An 18,274-nucleotide genomic window follows, 5' to 3' on the forward strand; every position below is an offset into this window, starting at 1 on the left:
GGGCCCGCCAAAGTCGGCGGAAGCTATGCGGACGGGCCTGCTTTTGCAATGGAACGCCTACGTGTATGGCCTGCTCCTCATGGATCGGGACCTGACGCCGCTGCTTACCCGTATCGCCGAGGCCCTGGAGCGCCTGGCGCCGCCGGCCGTGGGCACGGCCGGATTCGGGGGGGCGCGGCTCTTCCGGCACGATCCGCAGACCGGCGCCTTTCATCCGGCCCCCGACTATCCGCTGGCGCTGGACAGCCTGGTGGGCGTCGACCGGCAGAAGACCCGGTTCCTGGAGAACCTGGAGCGCTTCGCCGCCGGCCTGCCCTACAACCATGCCCTGCTGTGGGGCGTTCGGGGCACGGGCAAGAGCTCGCTGGCCAAGGCTGCGTTCATGGCGGTCGCGGCCGAGAACGCCGCCCTGAAGCTGGTGGAGGTGGATCGCGACGAGGTCACCGCCCTGCCCGCGCTCTTCGACGCCTTGCGGACGCGGCCCGAGCGCTTCGTGGTCCTGTGCGACGACCTTTCGTTCGAGGAAGGCGCCGCGGCGGCCAAGGCGCTGAAGTCGGCGCTGGAGGGCGGCGTGTCTGGGCCGCCGGGCAATGTTCTGTTCGTGGCTACGTCCAACCGCCGCCACCTGATGCCGCGCGGCCACCAGGAAGACCGCGGCCTGGTTTCGGCGGCCGAGGACGCCGAGGAGGAGGTCAGCGTCTCCGACCGTTTCGGCCTGTGGGTGGGCTTCCCGCCGATGGACCAGCCGACCTACCTGAGCGCCGTGACCGCCTACGCCCGGCGGTTCGGCCTGACGGTCCCCGACCTTGAGCGCCGCGCCCTGCAGTGGGCGCAGCTGCGCGGCTCGCGCTCCGGCCGGGTCGCGTGGCAGTTCATCCGCGACCTGGCCGGCGAGCTGGGCAAGCCGCTCCCACTCTGAGCGCGGGTCAGCGCGGCGGCAGGACCAGCGTCGGGTCGACGGGGCGCGCCCGCTCCTGCGGGGTCGGCGCGTAGCGGATCTCGAAGTGCAGCTGCGGCTCCGAGACGCCGCCGGACGAGCCCGCCAGGCCGATCTGCTGCCCCTGCTCAACCTTCTGCTGCATCCGCACCTCGACGCGGCTGAGGTGGCCATAGGCGGTCACCCAGCCGTCGGCGTGCTTGATCAGCACCAGGTTGCCGAAGCCCGGGACCTGGTCGCCCGCATAGACCACGTCGCCGGCCGCGGCCGCGCGGACCGGGTCGCCGGTGCTGGCCCGGATGTTCAGGCCGTCGTTGCGCACGCCGCCGCCACGACCGCCGAAGCCGGACAGGACCTGCCCCTGCAGCGGCCAGGCGAACAGGCCGCGGCCCATCTGGCTGATCTGAGCGTCGGACACCGGCGGGCTGGCGACCGGCGCGCCCGGCACGCCGCCGGGCGGCGGGCGATAAGGCTGAGGCTGGCCAGGCATGACCACGGTCGGGGGACGGGGCGCCGAGCGGGGCGGCGGCAAGGTCTGGCCGACCGGGGGCGGCGTATCGAACGACGACGGCGGCCGCGCCGTACCCTCATAGGGCCGCGGGCTGGACGGCAGGGCGGGCGTCGGCTCGGGCGGCGGCGGCGCAGGCGTCGGCGCCACGCGATCCGGGACGCGGGTCGTGGTCGTCAGCGGCCCCCGGTCGCGATAGCCCGCGGGCAGGCGCAGCCGGCGGCCCGGCGCGACGCTGGCGCCCCGGCGCAGGCCGTTGGCGCTGCGCAGCTCGGCCTCGGTGACGCTGAAGCGGCGCGCGATCTCGGACAGGGTGTCGCCACGGCCGACGACATAGGCCTTGGCGGTGCTGCCCGGGCCGCGGATCGTCTGCCCGGGCTGAATCCGGTAGGGCTTCTTCAGCTTGTTGATCTTGGCGAGCTCGGCGACGTCGCTGTCCAGGCGGCCGGCGATCCGTTCCAGGTTGTCGCCCGATTTGACCTTGTAGGACTTGCCGGGGATCGAGATCTCGACCACCCGGCCGGTGACCTCGCGATTGGTGATCGTGCGGCCTTCCAGCTCAACCACCTCGGCCGGCGGCGCCTCGGCCTGCGGGCGGCGGGTGCGCGGTTCGGGCCGCTCCGCGGGCGCAGGGTCGTCGCCGGCCGCCTCGGCCTCGCCGCCGGGCAGCTTCAGCTTCCGGCCGGGCATGATCGAGGAGCTGGCGCCCAGGCCGTTGGCCTCGCGCAGAGCCTGGACGGTTGTGCCGTTGCGCTGGGCGATGCCGAACAGGGTGTCGCCCGAGCGGACGGTGTAGGTCGCCCCGCCGGAGCCGCTGGACCTGGAACTGCTCGCGGCGCTCGCCTTCGGGGCCTTCGGATTCTTGAGCACCTGGCCGGGCTGCAGGCGGTAGGGCTTCTTCAGGCCGTTCGCCTCGGCCAGGTCCGCGATGGTCGTGCCGAGGCGGTCGGCGATCTCGGCGAGCGTGTCGCCGGATTTGACCTTGTACGTGGCGGGCGCGGACCCGCGGACGCGGGCCGCCGCATCCTCGGCCGGCGGTGCGAGGGCCAGGACCGGCGGTTCGGGCGACGCCTGGGCCAGCGCCGGCCGGGGGGCCGAGGGCAATGGCGCGAGCTCGCGGGATTCCACCTTGGGCGTCGGACGGGCGACGTCGGCCGGCGCATCCTCCGCCGCGGCCAGTTGCTGCGGCGGCGCGGCGACCGGGACAGCCGGCGGCGGAACCTGGATCACGGGCGCGTTCACGGCGTAGCGCGGCGTACCGCAGGCGGTGAGCGCCGTTCCCGCGAGCAGGATCAGGGCCGTTCGTTGGATGAGATGCGTCATCGCCGCTCCGGGGTAGCTCGAATAAGAATCATTCGGGGCGTGAGGTGGGATGATGGCGACGAGCCGGCGCCCCCGCCAACCCGCAAAAGCCTCGCAACACGAAAAGGTCAGAGTTCCTTCGCCACGCCTTCCAGCAGCGGGACGAAGCGGACGTCGATCAGGTCCTCGACCTGGAAGCCCCCATGCCCGTCGCCGGTGTACCGACGCAGGACCTGGACCGGCCCCTTGCCGATCGGCGCCACGAGGATGCCGGTCGGTTTCAGTTGCGAAAGCAGAGCCTTGGGCTCTCCCGGCGCCGCGGCTGTGACCATAATGCGGTCAAAAGGCGCCTGCTCGGGCCAACCTTCCCCACCGTCTCCGAACCGGGTGATGATGTTCGTCAGGCCCAGTTCCTTGAACCGGGCCTCGGCCTCCCGCATCAGGGTGCGATAGCGCTCGACGGTGTAAACCAGCCGGGCCAGCTTCGAGAGGATGGTGGTCTGATAGCCGCTGCCGGTGCCGATCTCGAGCACCCGGTCACGCCGATCCACCTTCAGCGCCTGGGTCATCAGCCCCACGATGAACGGCTGGCTGATGGTCTGGCCGCAGGCGATCGGCAGGGCCGAATCCTCGAACGCCCGCTCCTTGAACAGCTCCTGCGTGAAGAGGGGCCGTGGCGTGGTCTCGATGGCGGACAGCACCTTGGCGTCTGTCACGCCCTGCGAGCGCAGGGCCAGCAGCAGGCGCGCCATGCGGGTTTCGGGCGTGTCGTCGTCATCCCGCTCGGCCATGGTCAAGCCTTCGGCGGCACGCCGCCCAGCTGCCCCTTCAGTTCGTGGACAGTGGCGGTATGGGTCAGGTCGATGTGCAGCGGGGTCACCGAGATCTTGCCATCGTAAAGCGCCCTCAGGTCGGTGCCCTCCGGCGGACTGGAGCGCTCCTGGCGGAAGCCCACCCAATAGTAGTCGCGTCCGCGCAGATCGAGCCGCTTCTCGGCGTGGCGCACCTGGAAGTCGCGGAAGCCCTGGCGCGTGACCTCGACCTCCTTGATGTTCTCGACCGCGCCGTTCGGGAAGTTGATGTTGAGGACCACGTCGTTCGGCCAGCCCAGCTCGACGAGGCGCTTGATGATCCCGGGCCCGAAGGTCTCGGCCGCCTCGAAGCTCTGGCCCGGCTCGTAGAAGCCCATCTGGGAGAGCGCGATGGAGGGCACGCCCAGGGCCATGCCCTCGATGGCGCCGGCCACGGTGCCCGACATGGTGACATCCTCGGCGAGGTTCGCGCCGCGATTCACGCCCGACAGCACCAGGTCCGGCCGGCCGCCGGGGACCAGGTCGTTGATCCCCAGCATGACGCAGTCGGTGGGCGTGCCCGTGGTGGCGAAGCGGCGCTCGGACAGCTGCCGCACGCGGATCGGATCGGCCAGGGTCAGCGCCCGGCTGGCGCCCGACTGCTCGTACTCAGGCGCTACAACCCAGACATCGTCCGACAGCCGGGCCGCGATCCGCTCCAGCGCCTCCAGGCCGTCCGCATGGATGCCATCGTCGTTGGTGATGAGGATCCTCAAGCCTGGCCCCCGATGTGGGTGAGACCCGGCAGGTAGGGGTGCAACGCCTGCGGAATGGCGATCCGGCCGCCCTCGTCCTGGTAGTTCTCCATGACCGCCACCAGCGTCCGGCCCACGGCGAGGCCGGAGCCGTTCAGCGTATGGACGAACCGCGTCCCCTTCTCGCCGGCCTTCTTGGCGCGGGCGTCCATGCGCCGGGCCTGGAAGTCGCCGCAGTTCGAGCAGGAGCTGATCTCGCGGTACTTGCCCTGGCTGGGCAGCCAGACCTCCAGGTCGTAGGTCTTGCGCGCGCCGAAGCCCATGTCGCCCGTGCACAGCAGCATGGTGCGGAAAGGAAGCTCGAGCCGCTTCAGCACCGCCTCGGCGCAGCCGACCATCCGCTCATGCTCCTCGTCGGACTTTTCCGGGGCCACGATCGAAACCAGCTCGACCTTGTTGAACTGGTGCTGGCGGATCATCCCGCGGGTGTCGCGCCCCGAGGCGCCGGCCTCCGACCGGAAGCAGGGGGTCAGGGCGGTGAAGCGCAGCGGCAGCTCCTCCTCCGCCACGATCTGGTCCATCACCAGGCTGGTGAGCGGCACTTCGGCCGTCGGGATGAGCCAGCGGCCGTCGGTGGTCTGGAACAGGTCGTCGGCGAACTTCGGCAGCTTGTCGGTGCCATAGGCGGCCGCGTCGTTCACCAGCAGCGGTGGGGCGACCTCCAGGTAGCCGTGCTCCTGCGTCTGTAGGTCCAGCATGAACTGGCCGATGGCCCGCTCCAGGCGGGCGAGCTGGCCCTTCAGAACCGTGAACCGGGCGCCCGACATACGGACGGCGGCTTCGAAGTCCAGGAGGCCCAGCCCCTCGCCGAGGTCGACGTGGTCCTTGGGGTTGGCGATGGCGAACGGCTCGCCCCAGCGGCGGACCTCCACGTTGTCGTGCTCGTCCGCCCCGACCGGCACATCGGGCGCCGGGATATTGGGCAGCGAGGCCAGGATGTCCTTCAGCGCCTCGCCCGCCTCCCGCTCGGCCTCGGCGTGCTGGGCCTGGCCAGCTTTCAGGGCCTCGACGCGGGCCATCAGCGCCTGTGCCTCGGCTTCGTTCTTCTGGGCCTTGGCCTGGCCGATCTTCTTGGAGGCCTCGTTTCGCTCGGCCTGCGCCGCCTGGCCGGCCGTCTGGGCGGCGCGGAGCCGGGCGTCCAGGTCGAGGATCTCGGCCACCTTCCCGGACAGGCCCTTCGCCGCCCAGGCTTTCTCGTAAAGCTCGGGGGTTTCGCGAATGGCTCGGATGTCGTGCATGGGCGCCGCTGGGGGATGAGGGAAGCGGTTTCTCTAGAGCGCGTCGGGAGGCGCGCCAACCCTTAGCCCGCTCACGTGGCGACGATGTCGGTCCCGGCCGAGGCGTCTTCCTTCTTCCGGCGCAGTTCGATGAGCTTCACGCAGCCGATGGAGACGAAGTACAAAAGGATGATCGGCGTCGCGAGCATGAGCTGGCTGATCGGGTCCGGCGGGGTCACGATCGCGGCCACCACGACGACGGCGAAGACGGCGTAGCGCCAGCCCTTCCACAACATGGCCGAGTTCACGATCCCGGCCAGGCCCAGCAGGGTGAGCACCACGGGAAGCTGGAAGCAGAGGCCGAAGGCCAGCAGCAGGGTCGTCACCAGGGTGAGGTAGTCGGACACCTTGGGCAGCAGCTCGACCGCAATGCCCGCGCCCATGATCTGCTGGCTCAGCGAGAACCACAGGACGAACGGCAGGATCAGGAAATAGACCAGCGCCGCGCCCATCAGGAACAGGATCGGGGCCGCGATCAGGAAGGGCAGGAAGGCGTATCGCTCGCGCTTGTAGAGGCCCGGCGCCACGAAGGCGTAGACCTGCCAGGCCAGCACCGGGAACGTCAGCACCACGGCGCCGAAGCCCGCCAGCTTCAGCTTGGTGAAGAAGAACTCCAGCGGCGCCGTGAACATCAGCCGAAGGTCGCCGGTGGCGGTCGGCGCGTCCTTCATCCCCAGCAGGACGAACAGGAGATCGAACGGTCCGGCCGAGTGCCCCTGCCGGGACTCCGCATACATGGCCGCGGCCATGGCGAAGGGGTGGAGCAGGAAGCGATAGATCTGCTCCGAAAAGGCGAAGCAGACGGCGAAGCCCACGACGATCGCCACTACGCAGATGATCAGCCGCTGGCGGAGCTCGACCAGGTGGTCCAGCAGCGGGGCCCGGGAGGCCTCGATTTCGGCTTCGTCGGCGTCGTAGCTCACGCGCCGCCCTCGACGATCTTGCTGGCGCGCTTGCGCTTGGGCGCCTGGACGATCTCGACCTCCGCCTTGGCCTTGGCCTTGACCGGCGCCTTGCGGGCCGGCTTGGCGGCGGCCTTCTTCCTTGTCGCAGGCTTTTTCGTCTCCGGCGCAGAGGCCTCGGAAATCTCCAGCGGCGGAGGCGGCGCCTCGGTCGTGTCGTACTGATAGCTCATGGGCGGATGCAGCTGGACGCCCACGTCGGACATGCTCTGCTCGATCTCGCCGATCGTGGAGCGCATCTCCTGGTTATGGTCGGTCAGGTCGCCGAACTGGCCGCGGCGCATGGCCTCGACCTCCTTGCGCAGGTCGTCGAGCTCGGACTGGCGGGCCATCTCGTCGAAGCTGGCGCGGAATTCGTTCGCCATGCCGCGCAGCTTGGCCATGAACTGACCGAAACGCCGGAGCAGGATGGGCAGGTCCTTGGGGCCCACGACGATCAGCGCCACGATGGCGATGACGATGAGCTCGGACGCGCCGACTTCGGGAAGCATGGCGGTGGCCTAAACAGAAGCGCCGGCCACGATCAGGGCGGCCGGCGCGAAATTGCCGTGGAGCGGCGGGCGATCAGCCCCGCGCGCTGTCCTTGTCGTCCTTCGGAAGCGGCTTAGCCGCCTCCTCGGAGGTGTCGTCGCCCTTCAGGCCGTCGCGGAAGGCGCGGATGCCCTTGGCGGTGTCGCCCATGAGGCCCGAGATCTTGCCGCGGCCGCCGAACAGCAGCGCCGCCACGACGACGATCAGAAGGATGTGCCAGATGCTGAGTGCGCCCATGCGCCAAACTCTCCTTGGGCGGCGGCCCCGATGCCGCGCGCCCGTTGTCTCGGGGGTTATATAGTCCGTCCGCCGCCGCCAAGCCAACGCGGCGTGCGTGCTTCAGTGCGCGGGCTCGTCCTCGCCCAGGAAATCGACATGGAATTCGGGCGCGTCGGCCTCCAGCGGGTCCTCGTCGGCGCCCAGCGCGTTGGGATCGGGCATGGCGAAATCGGGCGGCAGGTCCAGCGACAGCAGGCCCGCGGCCTTCATCTCCGCCATGCCCGGCAGGTCGGCGAGGCTGGCCAGGCCATAGTGTTCCAGGAAGGCGTCGGTGGTGCCGAAGGTGACCGGGCGGCCCGGGGTGCGCCGGCGGCCGCGCATCTTAACGAGGCCCAGCTCCAGCAGGACGTCCAGGGTGCCCCGGCTGGCCTGCACGCCGCGCACGGCCTCGATCTCCGCGCGGGTGACGGGCTGGTGGTAGGCGATGATGGCCAGCGTCTCCTGCGCGGCCTTCGAGAGGCGCCGCGGCTCGTCGCGCTCCTCGGTCATCAGCCAGGCGAGGTCCTCGGCGGTCTGGAAGCGCCATCCCCCCGCGACGTTGGCCAACACCACGCCGCGGCCTGCGTAGAGATCGGAAAGCTCGGCGAGGCCGCCCTCGACGTCGGCGCCCTCCAGAAGTCGTTTGGCCAGGTCCTCGACCGTCAGCGGCCCGGAGGCGGCGAACAGCAGGGCCTCGATCTCGCGCGCGGTCTCGCTCATGCCGCCACCCCACCCTTGCGGGCCCGCAGATAGATGTCGGCGAATGCCTCCAACTGGCGGGCTTCGAGCGCCCCCTCCTTCACCAGCTCCAGGCTGGCCGAGAGGGTCGAGGCCACATAGGAGGCGCGGCTGGGCCCGGCGGTCGGGGTTCCCATCGGCGCGACCCCGGTCAAGGGCGTCCAGCGGTCGAGGTCGGGCAGCAGGCGGCGCAGGCGGTCGCGGGCGTCCTCCAGGGGATAGGCAGTCGGAACCTGGGGCTTGTAGCTCCGCTGCGCCTCCTTCTGGCGTTGGGCGATATAGGCGCTCATCAGGCCGTAGAGGTCGCCTTCGAGTCGCCCTGACGGAACGATGCGGATGGCCTCGGGGTCGCCGCGGCCGAAGACATCCCGGCCCAGTTGCGGTCCGGTCATCAGCTTTTCGGCGGCGTTCCGCATCGCTTCGAGCTTGGCCAGGCGGAAGGCCAGGCGCTGGGCCATCTCCTCGGCGGGCGGCTCCTCGGCCTTCGGCTGCTCGGGCTTGGGCAGCAGCAGGCGCGACTTCAGGTAGGCGAGCCAGGCCGCCATCACGAGGTAGTCGGCGGCGAGGCTGAAGCGGCGGCGGCGCGCCTCCTGCACGAAGGCGAGGTACTGCTCGGCCAGCTTCAGGATCGAAAGCTGCAGCAGGTCGACCTTCTGGGTGCGGGCCAGCGCCAGCAGGACGTGCAGCGGCCCCTCGTACCCCTCGAGATCGACGATCAGCGCCTCGCCGTCCTCGGCCGCGTGGCTGGCCGCGGCGAAGTCGAGAGAAGGTTGGAAGCCGCCGCTCATGCCGCCAGCCTACCGCCGAACGCCGCAGCGAAGCGAGCGCGGCCCTCGGCCACATCAAACGGTTCGGGCGTCCGGGGCCGGCGCGCCAGCGCGGCCCCCGCGCGGCGCTGGGCCTGCCCGCTCAGAACACCGGCTCCTGCGGCAACGGCCTGCATCTCGCCCATGTCGCCGTTGCAGTGGAGCACCACATCGCAGCCCGCGGCGCGCGCAGTCTCGGCGCGCTCGCGGAATCCGCCGGAGAGCGCGCCCATCGAGATGTCGTCGCTCATCAGGAGCCCGTCGAAACCGATCGCCTTGCGCACGGCGCGGCGGATCACCGTGGAGGACAGGGTCGCCGGCCGGCGCGGATCGATCGCGGCGTAGACCACGTGCGCGGTCATCGCCATCGGCATGTCCGAAAGCGCGCGGAATGGCGCGAAGTCCCAGCCGTCGAGCTCATCCCACGGGGCCTCGACCACCGGCAGCGCCTGATGGCTGTCGGCGCGGGCCCGGCCGTGGCCAGGAATGTGCTTGAGCATCGGCAGAACCCCGCCGGCGATGAGGCCCTCGGCCGCGGCGCGGCCGAGAACGGCCACCTCATCCGGCGTCTCGGCATAGGCGCGATCGCCGATGACCTCGTGCCCGTCCGGCGCCGGAACATCCAGGACCGGGAGGCAGTCGGCGTCGACGCCAACGGCGGCCAGGTCGTGGGCCATTAGTCGCGCGCCGAGGCGGGCGATCTCGGGACGTCCCAGCGCGGCATAGGCCCGCGCCGAGGGGTAAGCCGGCCAGTGGGGGGGACGCAGGCGTTGCACCCGCCCGCCCTCCTGGTCGACCAGGATCGGCGCCTCGTCACGGCCGACCGCCTCGCGGAGGGCGGTCGTCAGCGCCCTCACCTGCGCCGGCGTTTCGACATTGCGGGCGAAGAGGATGAACCCCCAGGGACGTGCATCGGCGAAGAACGCCTTTTCGGCCGGCGTCAGCATCGGGCCCGAACAGCCCAGGATGCAGGCCCCGATCGTCACCGGACGAAGCAGCTCTTCCCGGCGGCCTGGAGCTTGGCGCAGAAGGCCTGGGCGTCGGCCCGCGAGGCGAAGCCGGTGACCGCCGTGCGATAGAGCGTGCCGCCGTTCTTCTCGATCTTCTCGACGCTCTTGCCCTTGCCGGCGCCGAGGCCCGGGACGGCCGAGACGGCGTCCTTCCAGGCCTTGTCCGCCAGGGCGGTGGACGAGACGGCGCCGATCTGCACCACGGCCCCGCCGGCGGCGGGCTTGGCGGCCGGCGCCGGCTCGGTCTTCTGGACGGCTGGCGGCGCGGGTTTCGGCGCGGGCGGCGCGGCGGCGACCTTCTGGGCCGGAGCCGGCGCGGCCTTCTGAACAGGCGCCGGCGGTATGGCCGGCTTCAGCGCCTGGGAGGTGGCGGGCGGCGGGGCGGCCTGGACGGGCGGCGCCTGGGTCACCACGACCTTGGGCGTGGGCATGGGCCGCGGCGCGGGCTCCTCCGGCGGCGGCGTGAACGTGGGCGCCACCGTCTCCATCGGGGCGCTCTCGTCAGAGCGGTAGATCTGCAGCCCGGCGGCGGGATCCTGCGGCTGCGCCTCCGGCGGCGCAGCGGACTTGATGCCGGCGACCGGCTCGCCCACCGTCTGCGGCGCCTGGCCCGCCTGGCGCACGCCCGACTGGTAGAAGACGAAGATGGCCGCCACCAGCGCCGCCAAGACCAGCACGCTGAGGATCAGGGTGAACGGGATCGGCCGGGCGCCGCGCACAGGCTCGCGCGGGTCGAAGCTCAGCGGGGCGTCGGCGGTGGGCGGCGTATAGGCGCCGCGCTCGTGGTCGGACATCGCGAGGGCTCCGAGAGGCTCAAACAGCGCGAATCGCGCGCGTTCGGAGACAGTCTATCGGAGGTCGCAAGGACCGGAGTGTGGCGGGCCGCCGATTTCTGTGGGTGAGACTACAGGCCCTCGAGATCGGTGGTGTCCATGCCATAGCGATGGAACAGCGCCCGCAGCTCCCGCACCTCGTCGCCCGAAGCCTTGCCGGGCCGAAGCTGGATCTCGACGTTGCGTCCCCGGTTCGCGGCGCGCTGGACGGCCGAGATCTTCTTCAGCCACCAGTAGAAGGCGCCCTCGTCGCCCGGCGAGTGAAAGATCGGCCCGCGGACGGACAGCACCGTCACGCTTCAGCCCCAGACGTCGAGATGGAACAGCTTCCGGTGCTCCTCGATGGCGAAACGATCGGTCATGCCGCCGATATAGTCGCAGACCACCCTCGCCCGCCCCGCTTCGTCGCGGCCTTGTGCGCGGGCGAACCATTCGGCCGGCAGGACGTCGGGCTCGGCCATGAACAGCTGGAACATCTCGGCCAGCATCCGGCGTGCCTGGCTGCGGGTGCGGTTCACCTTCCAGTGCCGGTACATCCGCTCCATCAGGAACGCCCGCAGGGCGCCGAGGTCCTCCACCATGTCGCGGGAGAACGACACGAGGGCATGGCCCAGCATCCGCACGTCCTCGGGCGAGCCGACCTTGCCGGCGGCGGCCCGACGGCCGGTCTCGGCGATGACGTCGTCGGCCATGGCGCCGATCATCCGGCGCACGGCTTCGAGCCGTAGGATGCCCGGCTCGCAATCGGGATAGTCGGCCCGCGCGCTGACGACATGCGGCCCGATCAGGGGCACCTCGGCCAGTTCGTCCAGATTGAACAGGCCGGCGAGGACGCCGTCGTCGACGTCGTGGTTGTTGTAGGCGATGTCGTCGGCCAGGGCCGCGACCTGGGCCTCGGCCGAGGCCCAGGTGTCCAGGCGCAGACCATACTGGGCGTCGAACTCGGAGATCGCGCTCCAGGACGGCTTGGCCAGCTGGTCGACCACGGGGCCGTTGTGCTTGATGACCCCTTCCAGCGTCTCCCACGTCAGGTTCAGGCCGTCGAAGCGTGGGTAGCGGCGCTCCAGCTTCGTCACCACCCGGAACGTCTGGACGTTGTGGTCGAAGCCGCCGTAGCCCTGCATCTGGACCTGAAGCTCGTCTTCGCCGGCGTGGCCGAAGGGCGGATGCCCCAGGTCGTGGGCAAGGGCGATGGTCTCCGCCAGGTCCGGGTCCAGGCCCATCGCCGTCGCCAGGGAGCGGGCGATCTGGGCCACCTCCAGGCTGTGGGTCAGCCGCGTGCGGAAGTGGTCGCCCTCGTGCGCCACGAACACCTGCGTCTTCTCCTTCAGCCGGCGGAACGCCGTCGAATGGATGATCCGGTCGCGGTCGCGGGCGAAGTCGGTGCGGGTGCGGCTCGCCGCCTCGGGAACCTTGCGGCCGCGCGAGGCGGCCGGGTTCTCCGCGAACGGAGCGCGAGCAGGGATAGGTGACGCCATCAAACCATTCTATTCAGGGCCCCTTGGTCGGGGCCGCGCAGGCCCTCATATAGTCCACGGCAGACATTCGTCTAACAGAGCATGACCACGACCGACCTCACCCTCTCCTCCGCCGCGGCGGAACGCATCCGCGCCATCGGCGCCGCGGAAGGCCGCGACGTGATGCTGCGCGTCGCCGTCGAGGGCGGCGGCTGTTCGGGCTTCCAGTACCAGTTCGACCTCGTCGACACTGCGGAGGACGACGATCTCAGGATCGAACGCGACGGCGCCGCGGCCCTGGTGGACGTGGTGTCCCTGGCGCTGCTGAAGGGCTCGGAGATCGATTTCGTCGACGAGCTGGCCGGGGCCGAATTCCGCGTGCGCAACCCGAACGCCAAGTCCAGCTGCGGCTGCGGCGTCAGCTTCTCAATCTAGCGGCCGCGAACCGGGCGGCAGGGCCTCGGTCTCGGTGATCTTCACGTCCGCGGGCGGGCGGAACAGCTCGGGATCGTCGGGCAGGCCGCGCCGGTACTCATCATAGCGGATGATGTAGGCGGGCCGGCCGTCGCGCACATAGGTGATCATGAACGGCTCGCCCGAGCGGTCGTCCATCAGGATCGCCAGGCTGTGCGTCCCGAGGGTGTAGGTATGGATGCCGGCCGCCACCGCGCCCCATCGGATCGTCCTCTGCGCCACCGGCGCGCGGACGGCGACGAACTCGGCCTCGCACCCGTACTCCAGCGCCATGAACTGCGGCGGCGAACCCGCTGGCAGGATCGGCGCGCGGACCTCGTACACCGGCCCCTTGTCCAGCGTGTGCCCGCCCGTGCGGCTGGCCAGGTCGATCATCCACACGTCTGGTTCGGAGACCAGGAACAACGCCTGGCGGGCCATGGGCTCCTTCGGATCCTGTACGCTGGCGGCCACCACCGGCTGCTCCACGGTGCGTAGATGGCGCCCGCCCTTGCGCCAGATCCGCCGGGGTTGCGCCCGGTGGTCCGCCGCCTGCAGCCCGGGGGTGATGTTGCGCACCGTCATGCTGACCAGCGACTGCGGCTGGCAGGGCGGCACCGCGGCGGCGACCTCGGGCTTTGGCGGCGGGATGATCGGCGGGACGTCCTGGGCCTGGGCCGCGCTGGCGACGAGGGCGATGAGGATCGCGAGGGGCTTTGACGACGCCATGGGCGCACCAGGGGCCACGCCCGGCCTCGACGGTCAAGCCGGCGTCGCCAAGCGGCCCACCAAAGCCGTTGAGCGACGCGCCACGCGCCCCTAGGTTCGCCACCGACTTCGCCGGAGCCCTCGATGCGCATCGCCACCTGGAACGTGAACTCGGTCAACGCCCGGCTGGAGACGGTGGTCCGGTGGTTCGAGGAGGCCAAGCCGGACGTCGTCTGCCTGCAGGAGATCAAGTGCGTCGACGAAAAGTTCCCGTCGGAAGCCTTTGAACGACTTGGCTATAACGTCGCCGTCCACGGCCAGAAGACCTACAATGGCGTGGCCCTCCTTTCGAAGACGCCTCTGGAGGACGTCCGGCGCGGCCTGCCGGGCGATGAGACCGACGAGCAGGCCCGCTACATCGAGGCGCTGGTCTCCGGACCGGAGCCGGTGCGCGTGGCGTCGATCTACCTGCCCAACGGCAATCCCATCGCCACCGAGAAGTTTGCCTACAAGATGGGCTGGATGTCGCGGCTGAACGCGCACGCCCGCGATCTGCTGGCCCTGGAGGAGCCGTTCGTCCTGGCCGGCGACTACAACGTGATCCCCGAGCCGCGCGACGCCGAGTTTCCCGCCAACTGGACGGGCGACGCCCTGTTCCAGCCCGAGAGCCGCGCGGCGTTCCGGGCGCTGAAGAGCCTGGGCCTGACAGAGGCCTATCTGCAGGCCGACGGGGCGCCCGGAGCCTACACCTTCTGGGACTATCAGGCCGGCGCCTGGCAGCGGAACAACGGCATCCGCATCGACCATGCCCTGCTCTCGCCCCAAGCCGCCGACCGGCTGGTGGGCGTCTCTATCCACCGCGACGTGCGCGCCTGGGAAAAACCGTCGGACCACGTGCCGCTCGTGGTGGAGCTGGACGGCTAACCCCGGCCTTAGCCGACTCAGTGAAACGGCGTAGCCTCGTTAGATGGACGAGGTCGCGCGGCTCCTGACGCTGCTCGCGCTCCTGGGCGGCGCGATGACGCTCCTGGGCGGCGCCTGCGTCTGGTTCCTCGACGAGGCCCGCCGGATCCGCCGCACCTTGACCCAGGCGCTGGGCGCCGTGCCCCAGCCGATGCTGGTGGCGCGGGGCCGCGGCGTCGGCATCGGCTTCGACCTGACGCGCAACTTGGTCGTGGTCACCTGGGATCGTGGCGGCTGGCAGCTCACCTACCGCCTGGACGAACTGGTCGGCGCCGAGCTGATCGTGGACCGGCAGGTGGCCGCTCGCGCGTTCCGGGGCGAGCCGCGCCGTGCGCTGGACCAGCTGTCCGACCCGCAAGAGCGCGTCCGGCTAAGGTTCGTCTTCGACGACCCCGGCCATCCCGACTTCGAGATCGACCTCTGGCTCGTCGAGGATGAAGGTCGCCGCGGCCGGCTCCAGGCCGACGAGGCGTTGCAGGAAGCCAACCGCTGGATGGCGCGGATGGAGTCCATCCTGCGCCGTCCCGTCGCCAAGCCCGCGCCACCCGTCCCGAGCGCCGCCGCGCCCCCGGCTCCGCCGCCCGCCCCGACGGCTCGCCGCGAGCCCGTGGGCCCGCTGTTCGGCGACGACTCCTATGAAGACGATGCCGAGGATGTTATTCGTTGACGGTGTAAATTCATAAGCGCGAGGATGCGCCATGACGAACCTGCTCGCCGCCGCCGCCTTCTTCGTCCTGCTTCACCTGCTGGTGTCCGGCACCCGGATGCGCGACGCTCTGACCGGCCGCCTGGGGCAGAACCTGTACATGGGCCTGTTCTCCGCCGCCTCGTTGGCCGGCCTGGTCTGGCTGGGCATGGCCTTCGGCGACGCCCGGGGCGAGGCGTGGAACGCCGCCTATTGGAGCCTTACGCCAGCCACACGACACATCCAGCTCGGCCTGCAGCTCGTGGCCATGCTGCTGATCGTACCGGGCCTGACCACCCCCAATCCCACCAGCGTGCGGCAGGAGGGCGTGCTGGCCCGGCCCGACGCGGTGAAAGGCATGTTGCGGATCACGCGCCACCCGTTCCTGTGGGGCGTCGCGATCTGGGCGCTGGGCCATCTGCTGGTGAATGGCGACCGGGCCTCGCTCGTCCTGTTCGGCGCGATGTTCCTGCTGGCGCTGTTCGGAACGGCCAGCATCGACGCCAAGCGCAAGCGGACCCTGGGGCCCACCTGGGACGCCTTCGCCACCCAGACATCCAACGTTCCGTTCGCCGCGATCCTGAGCGGTCGACAGACCCTGCGGGTCACCGAGATCGGCCTGTGGCGCCTCGCCCTGGCGGTGGTGATCTGGGCGGTCCTGACCTGGACCCACCCGCTGCTCTTCGGGGTAAGCGCCCTGCCCTAAGCCAAGGCGAAGTTCACCGCGGCCTCACAGTGGACCAGAGTCGTGTCGACGACCGGCACGTCGATCTGGTCGGGCGAGAGCAGCAGGCCTACCTCGGTGCAGCCGAAGATGACGCCGTCGACGCCGGCGGACCGTCCGCGGGCGACCATCTCCAGGCCGGCGGCGGTGGACTGCGGGCGCACCACGCCCTGGCATAGCTCGTCGTAGATGATCGCCTGCAGTCGGTCGCGATCGGCCTGGTCCGGGACCAGCGGATCGAGCCCGGCGGCGGCCAGCCGATCCTTATAGAACGCCTTTTCCATGGTGAAGCGCGTGGCCAGCAGCAGAGGCCGCCGCACGCCCCACGCCTTGAGCGCCGCGGCCGTCGCGTCGCCGATGTGCAGGAACGGCACGCCGATTGCCCCTCGGATCGCCTCGGCGTTCAGGTGCATGGTGTTGGTGGCGAGCAGGATCACGTCCGCGCCCGCCGCCTCCAGCTTCCGCGCCGCATCCGCAAGGATCGCGCCCGTCTCGTCCCAGCGGTCCGCGGCCTGCAGCTCGGCGATGGGCGCGAAATCGACCGAGCGGATCAGCAGCTCGGCCGAGTGCAGACCGCCCAGCCGCTCGCGCACCAGGCGGTTAAGTTCGCGATAGTAGATCGCGGTGCTCTCGGCGCTCATCCCGCCGATCACGCCGATGGTCTTCACCTCAGAGGTCCGCGTAGACGTGGGTCTCGGCCTCGGCGCCCGGATGGGTGACCGCGCCGAGGTGGGCCGGGCCGACGCCCTGGGCGAACTTCCAGAGGGCGCCCGACTGGTAGTTGGTCCGGCGCGGCGTCCATTCGCGGCGGCGATGCTCGAGCTCGGCAGGGCTGACCTCCAGCTCGATCGTGCCGGCGTCGGCGTCGATGGCGATGATGTCGCCGTCCTTGACCAGGCCGATGGGCCCGCCGGCGGCCGCCTCCGGGCCCACATGGCCGATGCAAAGCCCGCGCGTCGCGCCCGAGAAACGGCCGTCGGTGATCAGGGCGATATTCTCCACGCCCTGGCCGTAGATCGCCGCGGTGGTGGACAGCATCTCGCGCATGCCGGGGCCGCCCTTGGGTCCTTCGTAGCGGATCACCAGGACATCGCCTTCATTGTACTGGCGAGACTCGACCGCGGCGAAGCAGGCCTCCTCGCCGTCGAAGACCCGGGCTGGGCCGCGGTGCTTGGTGTGCTTCAGGCCGGCCACCTTCACGATGGCCCCGTCGGGCGCCAGCGAGCCCCACAGGCCCACCACGCCGCCGGTGGGCGACAGCGGGTTCGAGACCGGGCGGATGACGTCCTGCGTCTCGTCGAAGACCACGCCTTCCAGGTTCTCGCGGATGGTCTTGCCGGTCACGGTCATGCAGTCGCCGTGGATCAGGCCTGCGTCCAGCAGGGTGCGCAGCAGCATCGGCACGCCGCCCGCCTCGCCCATCTTCTTGGCCGGATAGCGGCCCCCGGGCATCAGGTCGGCCAGGTACGGCGTCTTCTTCATGATCTCGGCCACGTCGCGCAGGGTGAAGCGGATCCCCGCCTCGTGCGCCATGGCCGGCAGGTGCAGACCGCCGTTGGTGGAGCCGCCGGTGGCCGCCACCACGACGGCGGCGTTCTCGAACGCTTCGCGGGTGCAGATGTCGCGCGGGCGCAGGTTACGCTCCAGCAGCGCCATGACCGCCTCGCCGGTGGCCTCGGCGTACTGGTCGCGATGCAGGTAGGCCGCGGGCAGCGCGGACGACAGCGGCAGGGCCAGGCCGATGGCCTCGGAGACGCAGGCCATGGTGTTGGCCGTGTACTGGCCGCCACAGGCGCCGTCGCCCGGGCAGGCGTGCTGCTCCAGGTCGCAGAGATCTTCCAGACTCATCTGGCCCGCCGAGTGCTTGCCGACGCCCTCGAAGACGTCCTGCACGGTCACGTCGCGGCCGTGCCAGCTGCCCGGCAGGATCGAGCCGCCGTAGATGAAGGCGCTGGGCACGTTCAGGCGCAGCATGGCCATCATCATGCCCGGCAGGCTCTTGTCGCAGCCAGCGACGCCGATGAGGGCGTCGTAGGCGTGGCCCCGCATCGTCAGCTCGACCGAGTCGGCGATGACCTCACGGCTGACCAGCGAACTGCGCATGCCCTCGTGGCCCATGGCGATGCCGTCGGTCACGGTGATGGTGCAGAACTCGCGCGGCGTCCCGCCGGCCCGCTTCACGCCCTCCGCCGCCGCGTGCGCCTGGCGCATCAGAGCGGTGTTGCAGGGGGCCGCTTCATTCCAGCAGGAGGCCACGCCCACGAAGGGCTGGGCGATCTCGCGGCTGCCGAGCCCCATGGCGTAGTAGTAGGACCGGTGGGGCGCGCGCGACGGCCCCTCGGTGGTGTGGCGGCTGGGCAACCTGGACTTATCCCAGGATCCGTCCGGCTTGCGATGCATCACGGGCCTCCGACTTGGCGAGCGCGCCCTCTCTAAGGTCCGCGGCGGCATGACGGAAGGCCCGAAGGACCGCGGGCGCCAAACTCCACTTCTGCGTGTGTGGCCCGCGACGCGAC

The 18,274-nt window shown here is 70.6% G+C and carries 21 protein-coding genes; 5 read left to right on the forward strand and 16 right to left on the reverse strand.

From position 1 onward, the window contains the following. Window positions 1–79 precede the first annotated feature (79 nt). Entirely contained in the window at window positions 80–919 is an 840-nt protein-coding gene (locus A2790_RS16895; RefSeq protein ID WP_293394132.1) for an ATP-binding protein, read from the forward strand. A 7-nt stretch (window positions 920–926) separates the two neighbouring features. Here the strand turns inward: A2790_RS16895 and A2790_RS16900 are convergent, their stop codons facing one another. The 13 genes from A2790_RS16900 to A2790_RS16960 all read right to left on the reverse strand — a co-directional run bounded on the left by A2790_RS16900 (window position 927) and on the right by A2790_RS16960 (window position 12,249). Continuing rightward, window positions 927–2,768, reverse strand: coding sequence for a LysM peptidoglycan-binding domain-containing protein (locus A2790_RS16900; RefSeq protein ID WP_293393891.1), 1,842 nt, complete (start codon window positions 2,766–2,768; stop codon window positions 927–929). 107 nt (window positions 2,769–2,875) lie between these two features. After that, window positions 2,876–3,538 (reverse strand): protein-L-isoaspartate(D-aspartate) O-methyltransferase, encoded by a 663-nt coding sequence (locus A2790_RS16905; protein ID WP_293393892.1) that lies wholly within the window; start codon window positions 3,536–3,538, stop codon window positions 2,876–2,878. 2 nt (window positions 3,539–3,540) lie between these two features. Further along, the gene (gene surE / locus A2790_RS16910) at window positions 3,541–4,314 is read right to left on the reverse strand and encodes a 5'/3'-nucleotidase SurE (protein WP_293393894.1); all 774 of its coding nucleotides are present in this window, start codon (window positions 4,312–4,314) and stop codon (window positions 3,541–3,543) included. Then, complete coding sequence (serS, locus tag A2790_RS16915) at window positions 4,311–5,591, reverse strand: serine--tRNA ligase (RefSeq protein ID WP_293393896.1); 1,281 nt, start codon at window positions 5,589–5,591, stop codon at window positions 4,311–4,313. The genes surE and serS overlap by 4 nt, the downstream gene beginning before the upstream one ends. Before the next feature lie 71 nt (window positions 5,592–5,662). Beyond that, window positions 5,663–6,553 carry a twin-arginine translocase subunit TatC gene (gene tatC, locus A2790_RS16920; protein WP_293393898.1) on the reverse strand — a complete coding sequence of 297 codons (891 nt, stop codon included), beginning with the start codon at window positions 6,551–6,553 and terminating at the stop codon, window positions 5,663–5,665. Next, window positions 6,550–7,083, reverse strand: coding sequence for a Sec-independent protein translocase protein TatB (gene tatB, locus A2790_RS16925; RefSeq protein ID WP_293393900.1), 534 nt, complete (start codon window positions 7,081–7,083; stop codon window positions 6,550–6,552). The genes tatC and tatB overlap by 4 nt, the downstream gene beginning before the upstream one ends. A gap of 73 nt (window positions 7,084–7,156) precedes the next feature. Further along, the gene (gene tatA, locus A2790_RS16930; RefSeq protein ID WP_293393902.1) at window positions 7,157–7,360 is read right to left on the reverse strand and encodes a twin-arginine translocase TatA/TatE family subunit; all 204 of its coding nucleotides are present in this window, start codon (window positions 7,358–7,360) and stop codon (window positions 7,157–7,159) included. 102 nt (window positions 7,361–7,462) lie between these two features. Beyond that, window positions 7,463–8,101, reverse strand: coding sequence for an SMC-Scp complex subunit ScpB (scpB, locus tag A2790_RS16935; protein WP_293393904.1), 639 nt, complete (start codon window positions 8,099–8,101; stop codon window positions 7,463–7,465). Then, a complete protein-coding gene (locus A2790_RS16940) occupies window positions 8,098–8,907 on the reverse strand; it encodes a ScpA family protein (protein ID WP_293393906.1) in 810 nt (269 codons plus the stop codon). The genes scpB and A2790_RS16940 overlap by 4 nt, the downstream gene beginning before the upstream one ends. Further along, a complete protein-coding gene (gene nagZ, locus A2790_RS16945; protein ID WP_293393908.1) occupies window positions 8,904–9,911 on the reverse strand; it encodes a beta-N-acetylhexosaminidase in 1,008 nt (335 codons plus the stop codon). Before nagZ ends, A2790_RS16940 begins: the two co-directional genes overlap by 4 nt. Beyond that, window positions 9,908–10,729: an SPOR domain-containing protein gene (locus A2790_RS16950; protein ID WP_293393910.1), complete on the reverse strand. Its 822-nt coding sequence runs from the start codon at window positions 10,727–10,729 to the stop codon at window positions 9,908–9,910. The genes nagZ and A2790_RS16950 overlap by 4 nt, the downstream gene beginning before the upstream one ends. 110 nt (window positions 10,730–10,839) lie before the next feature. Then, window positions 10,840–11,064, reverse strand: a complete 225-nt coding sequence (locus tag A2790_RS16955) for a hypothetical protein (RefSeq protein WP_068874117.1) — start codon at window positions 11,062–11,064, stop codon at window positions 10,840–10,842. Between the two features lie 3 nt (window positions 11,065–11,067). Continuing rightward, the gene (locus A2790_RS16960) at window positions 11,068–12,249 is read right to left on the reverse strand and encodes a deoxyguanosinetriphosphate triphosphohydrolase (RefSeq protein ID WP_293393912.1); all 1,182 of its coding nucleotides are present in this window, start codon (window positions 12,247–12,249) and stop codon (window positions 11,068–11,070) included. A gap of 78 nt (window positions 12,250–12,327) precedes the next feature. Between A2790_RS16960 and erpA the strand changes: the two genes are divergently transcribed. Next, a complete protein-coding gene (erpA, locus tag A2790_RS16965; RefSeq protein WP_293393914.1) occupies window positions 12,328–12,660 on the forward strand; it encodes an iron-sulfur cluster insertion protein ErpA in 333 nt (110 codons plus the stop codon). On the opposite strand, the gene A2790_RS16970 is transcribed toward erpA, so the two are convergent. Further along, complete coding sequence (locus A2790_RS16970; RefSeq protein ID WP_293393916.1) at window positions 12,652–13,407, reverse strand: hypothetical protein; 756 nt, start codon at window positions 13,405–13,407, stop codon at window positions 12,652–12,654. The two genes, erpA and A2790_RS16970, sit on opposite strands and share 9 nt — an antisense overlap. A gap of 123 nt (window positions 13,408–13,530) precedes the next feature. Here A2790_RS16970 and xth point away from each other — a divergent pair, with 123 nt between their 5' ends. From xth to A2790_RS16985, 3 genes are read left to right on the forward strand one after another with little or no spacing between them, the layout of a single operon-like run. After that, the gene (gene xth, locus A2790_RS16975) at window positions 13,531–14,310 is read left to right on the forward strand and encodes an exodeoxyribonuclease III (RefSeq protein WP_293393918.1); all 780 of its coding nucleotides are present in this window, start codon (window positions 13,531–13,533) and stop codon (window positions 14,308–14,310) included. A gap of 43 nt (window positions 14,311–14,353) precedes the next feature. Further along, window positions 14,354–15,016: a hypothetical protein gene (locus A2790_RS16980; protein WP_293393920.1), complete on the forward strand. Its 663-nt coding sequence runs from the start codon at window positions 14,354–14,356 to the stop codon at window positions 15,014–15,016. 31 nt (window positions 15,017–15,047) lie between these two features. Beyond that, window positions 15,048–15,740, forward strand: a complete 693-nt coding sequence (locus A2790_RS16985; RefSeq protein ID WP_293393922.1) for an NnrU family protein — start codon at window positions 15,048–15,050, stop codon at window positions 15,738–15,740. Here A2790_RS16985 and A2790_RS16990 read toward each other — a convergent pair. Both A2790_RS16990 and ilvD read right to left on the reverse strand, forming a co-directional pair. After that, window positions 15,737–16,426: an aspartate/glutamate racemase family protein gene (locus A2790_RS16990; protein WP_293393924.1), complete on the reverse strand. Its 690-nt coding sequence runs from the start codon at window positions 16,424–16,426 to the stop codon at window positions 15,737–15,739. The genes A2790_RS16985 and A2790_RS16990 overlap by 4 nt on opposite strands. A gap of 1 nt (window position 16,427) precedes the next feature. Continuing rightward, the gene (ilvD, locus tag A2790_RS16995; protein ID WP_293393926.1) at window positions 16,428–18,158 is read right to left on the reverse strand and encodes a dihydroxy-acid dehydratase; all 1,731 of its coding nucleotides are present in this window, start codon (window positions 18,156–18,158) and stop codon (window positions 16,428–16,430) included. Window positions 18,159–18,274 lie beyond the last annotated feature (116 nt).

It is taken from the genome of Phenylobacterium sp. RIFCSPHIGHO2_01_FULL_69_31 (assembly GCF_001824475.1).
Classification (GTDB): domain Bacteria; phylum Pseudomonadota; class Alphaproteobacteria; order Caulobacterales; family Caulobacteraceae; genus Phenylobacterium.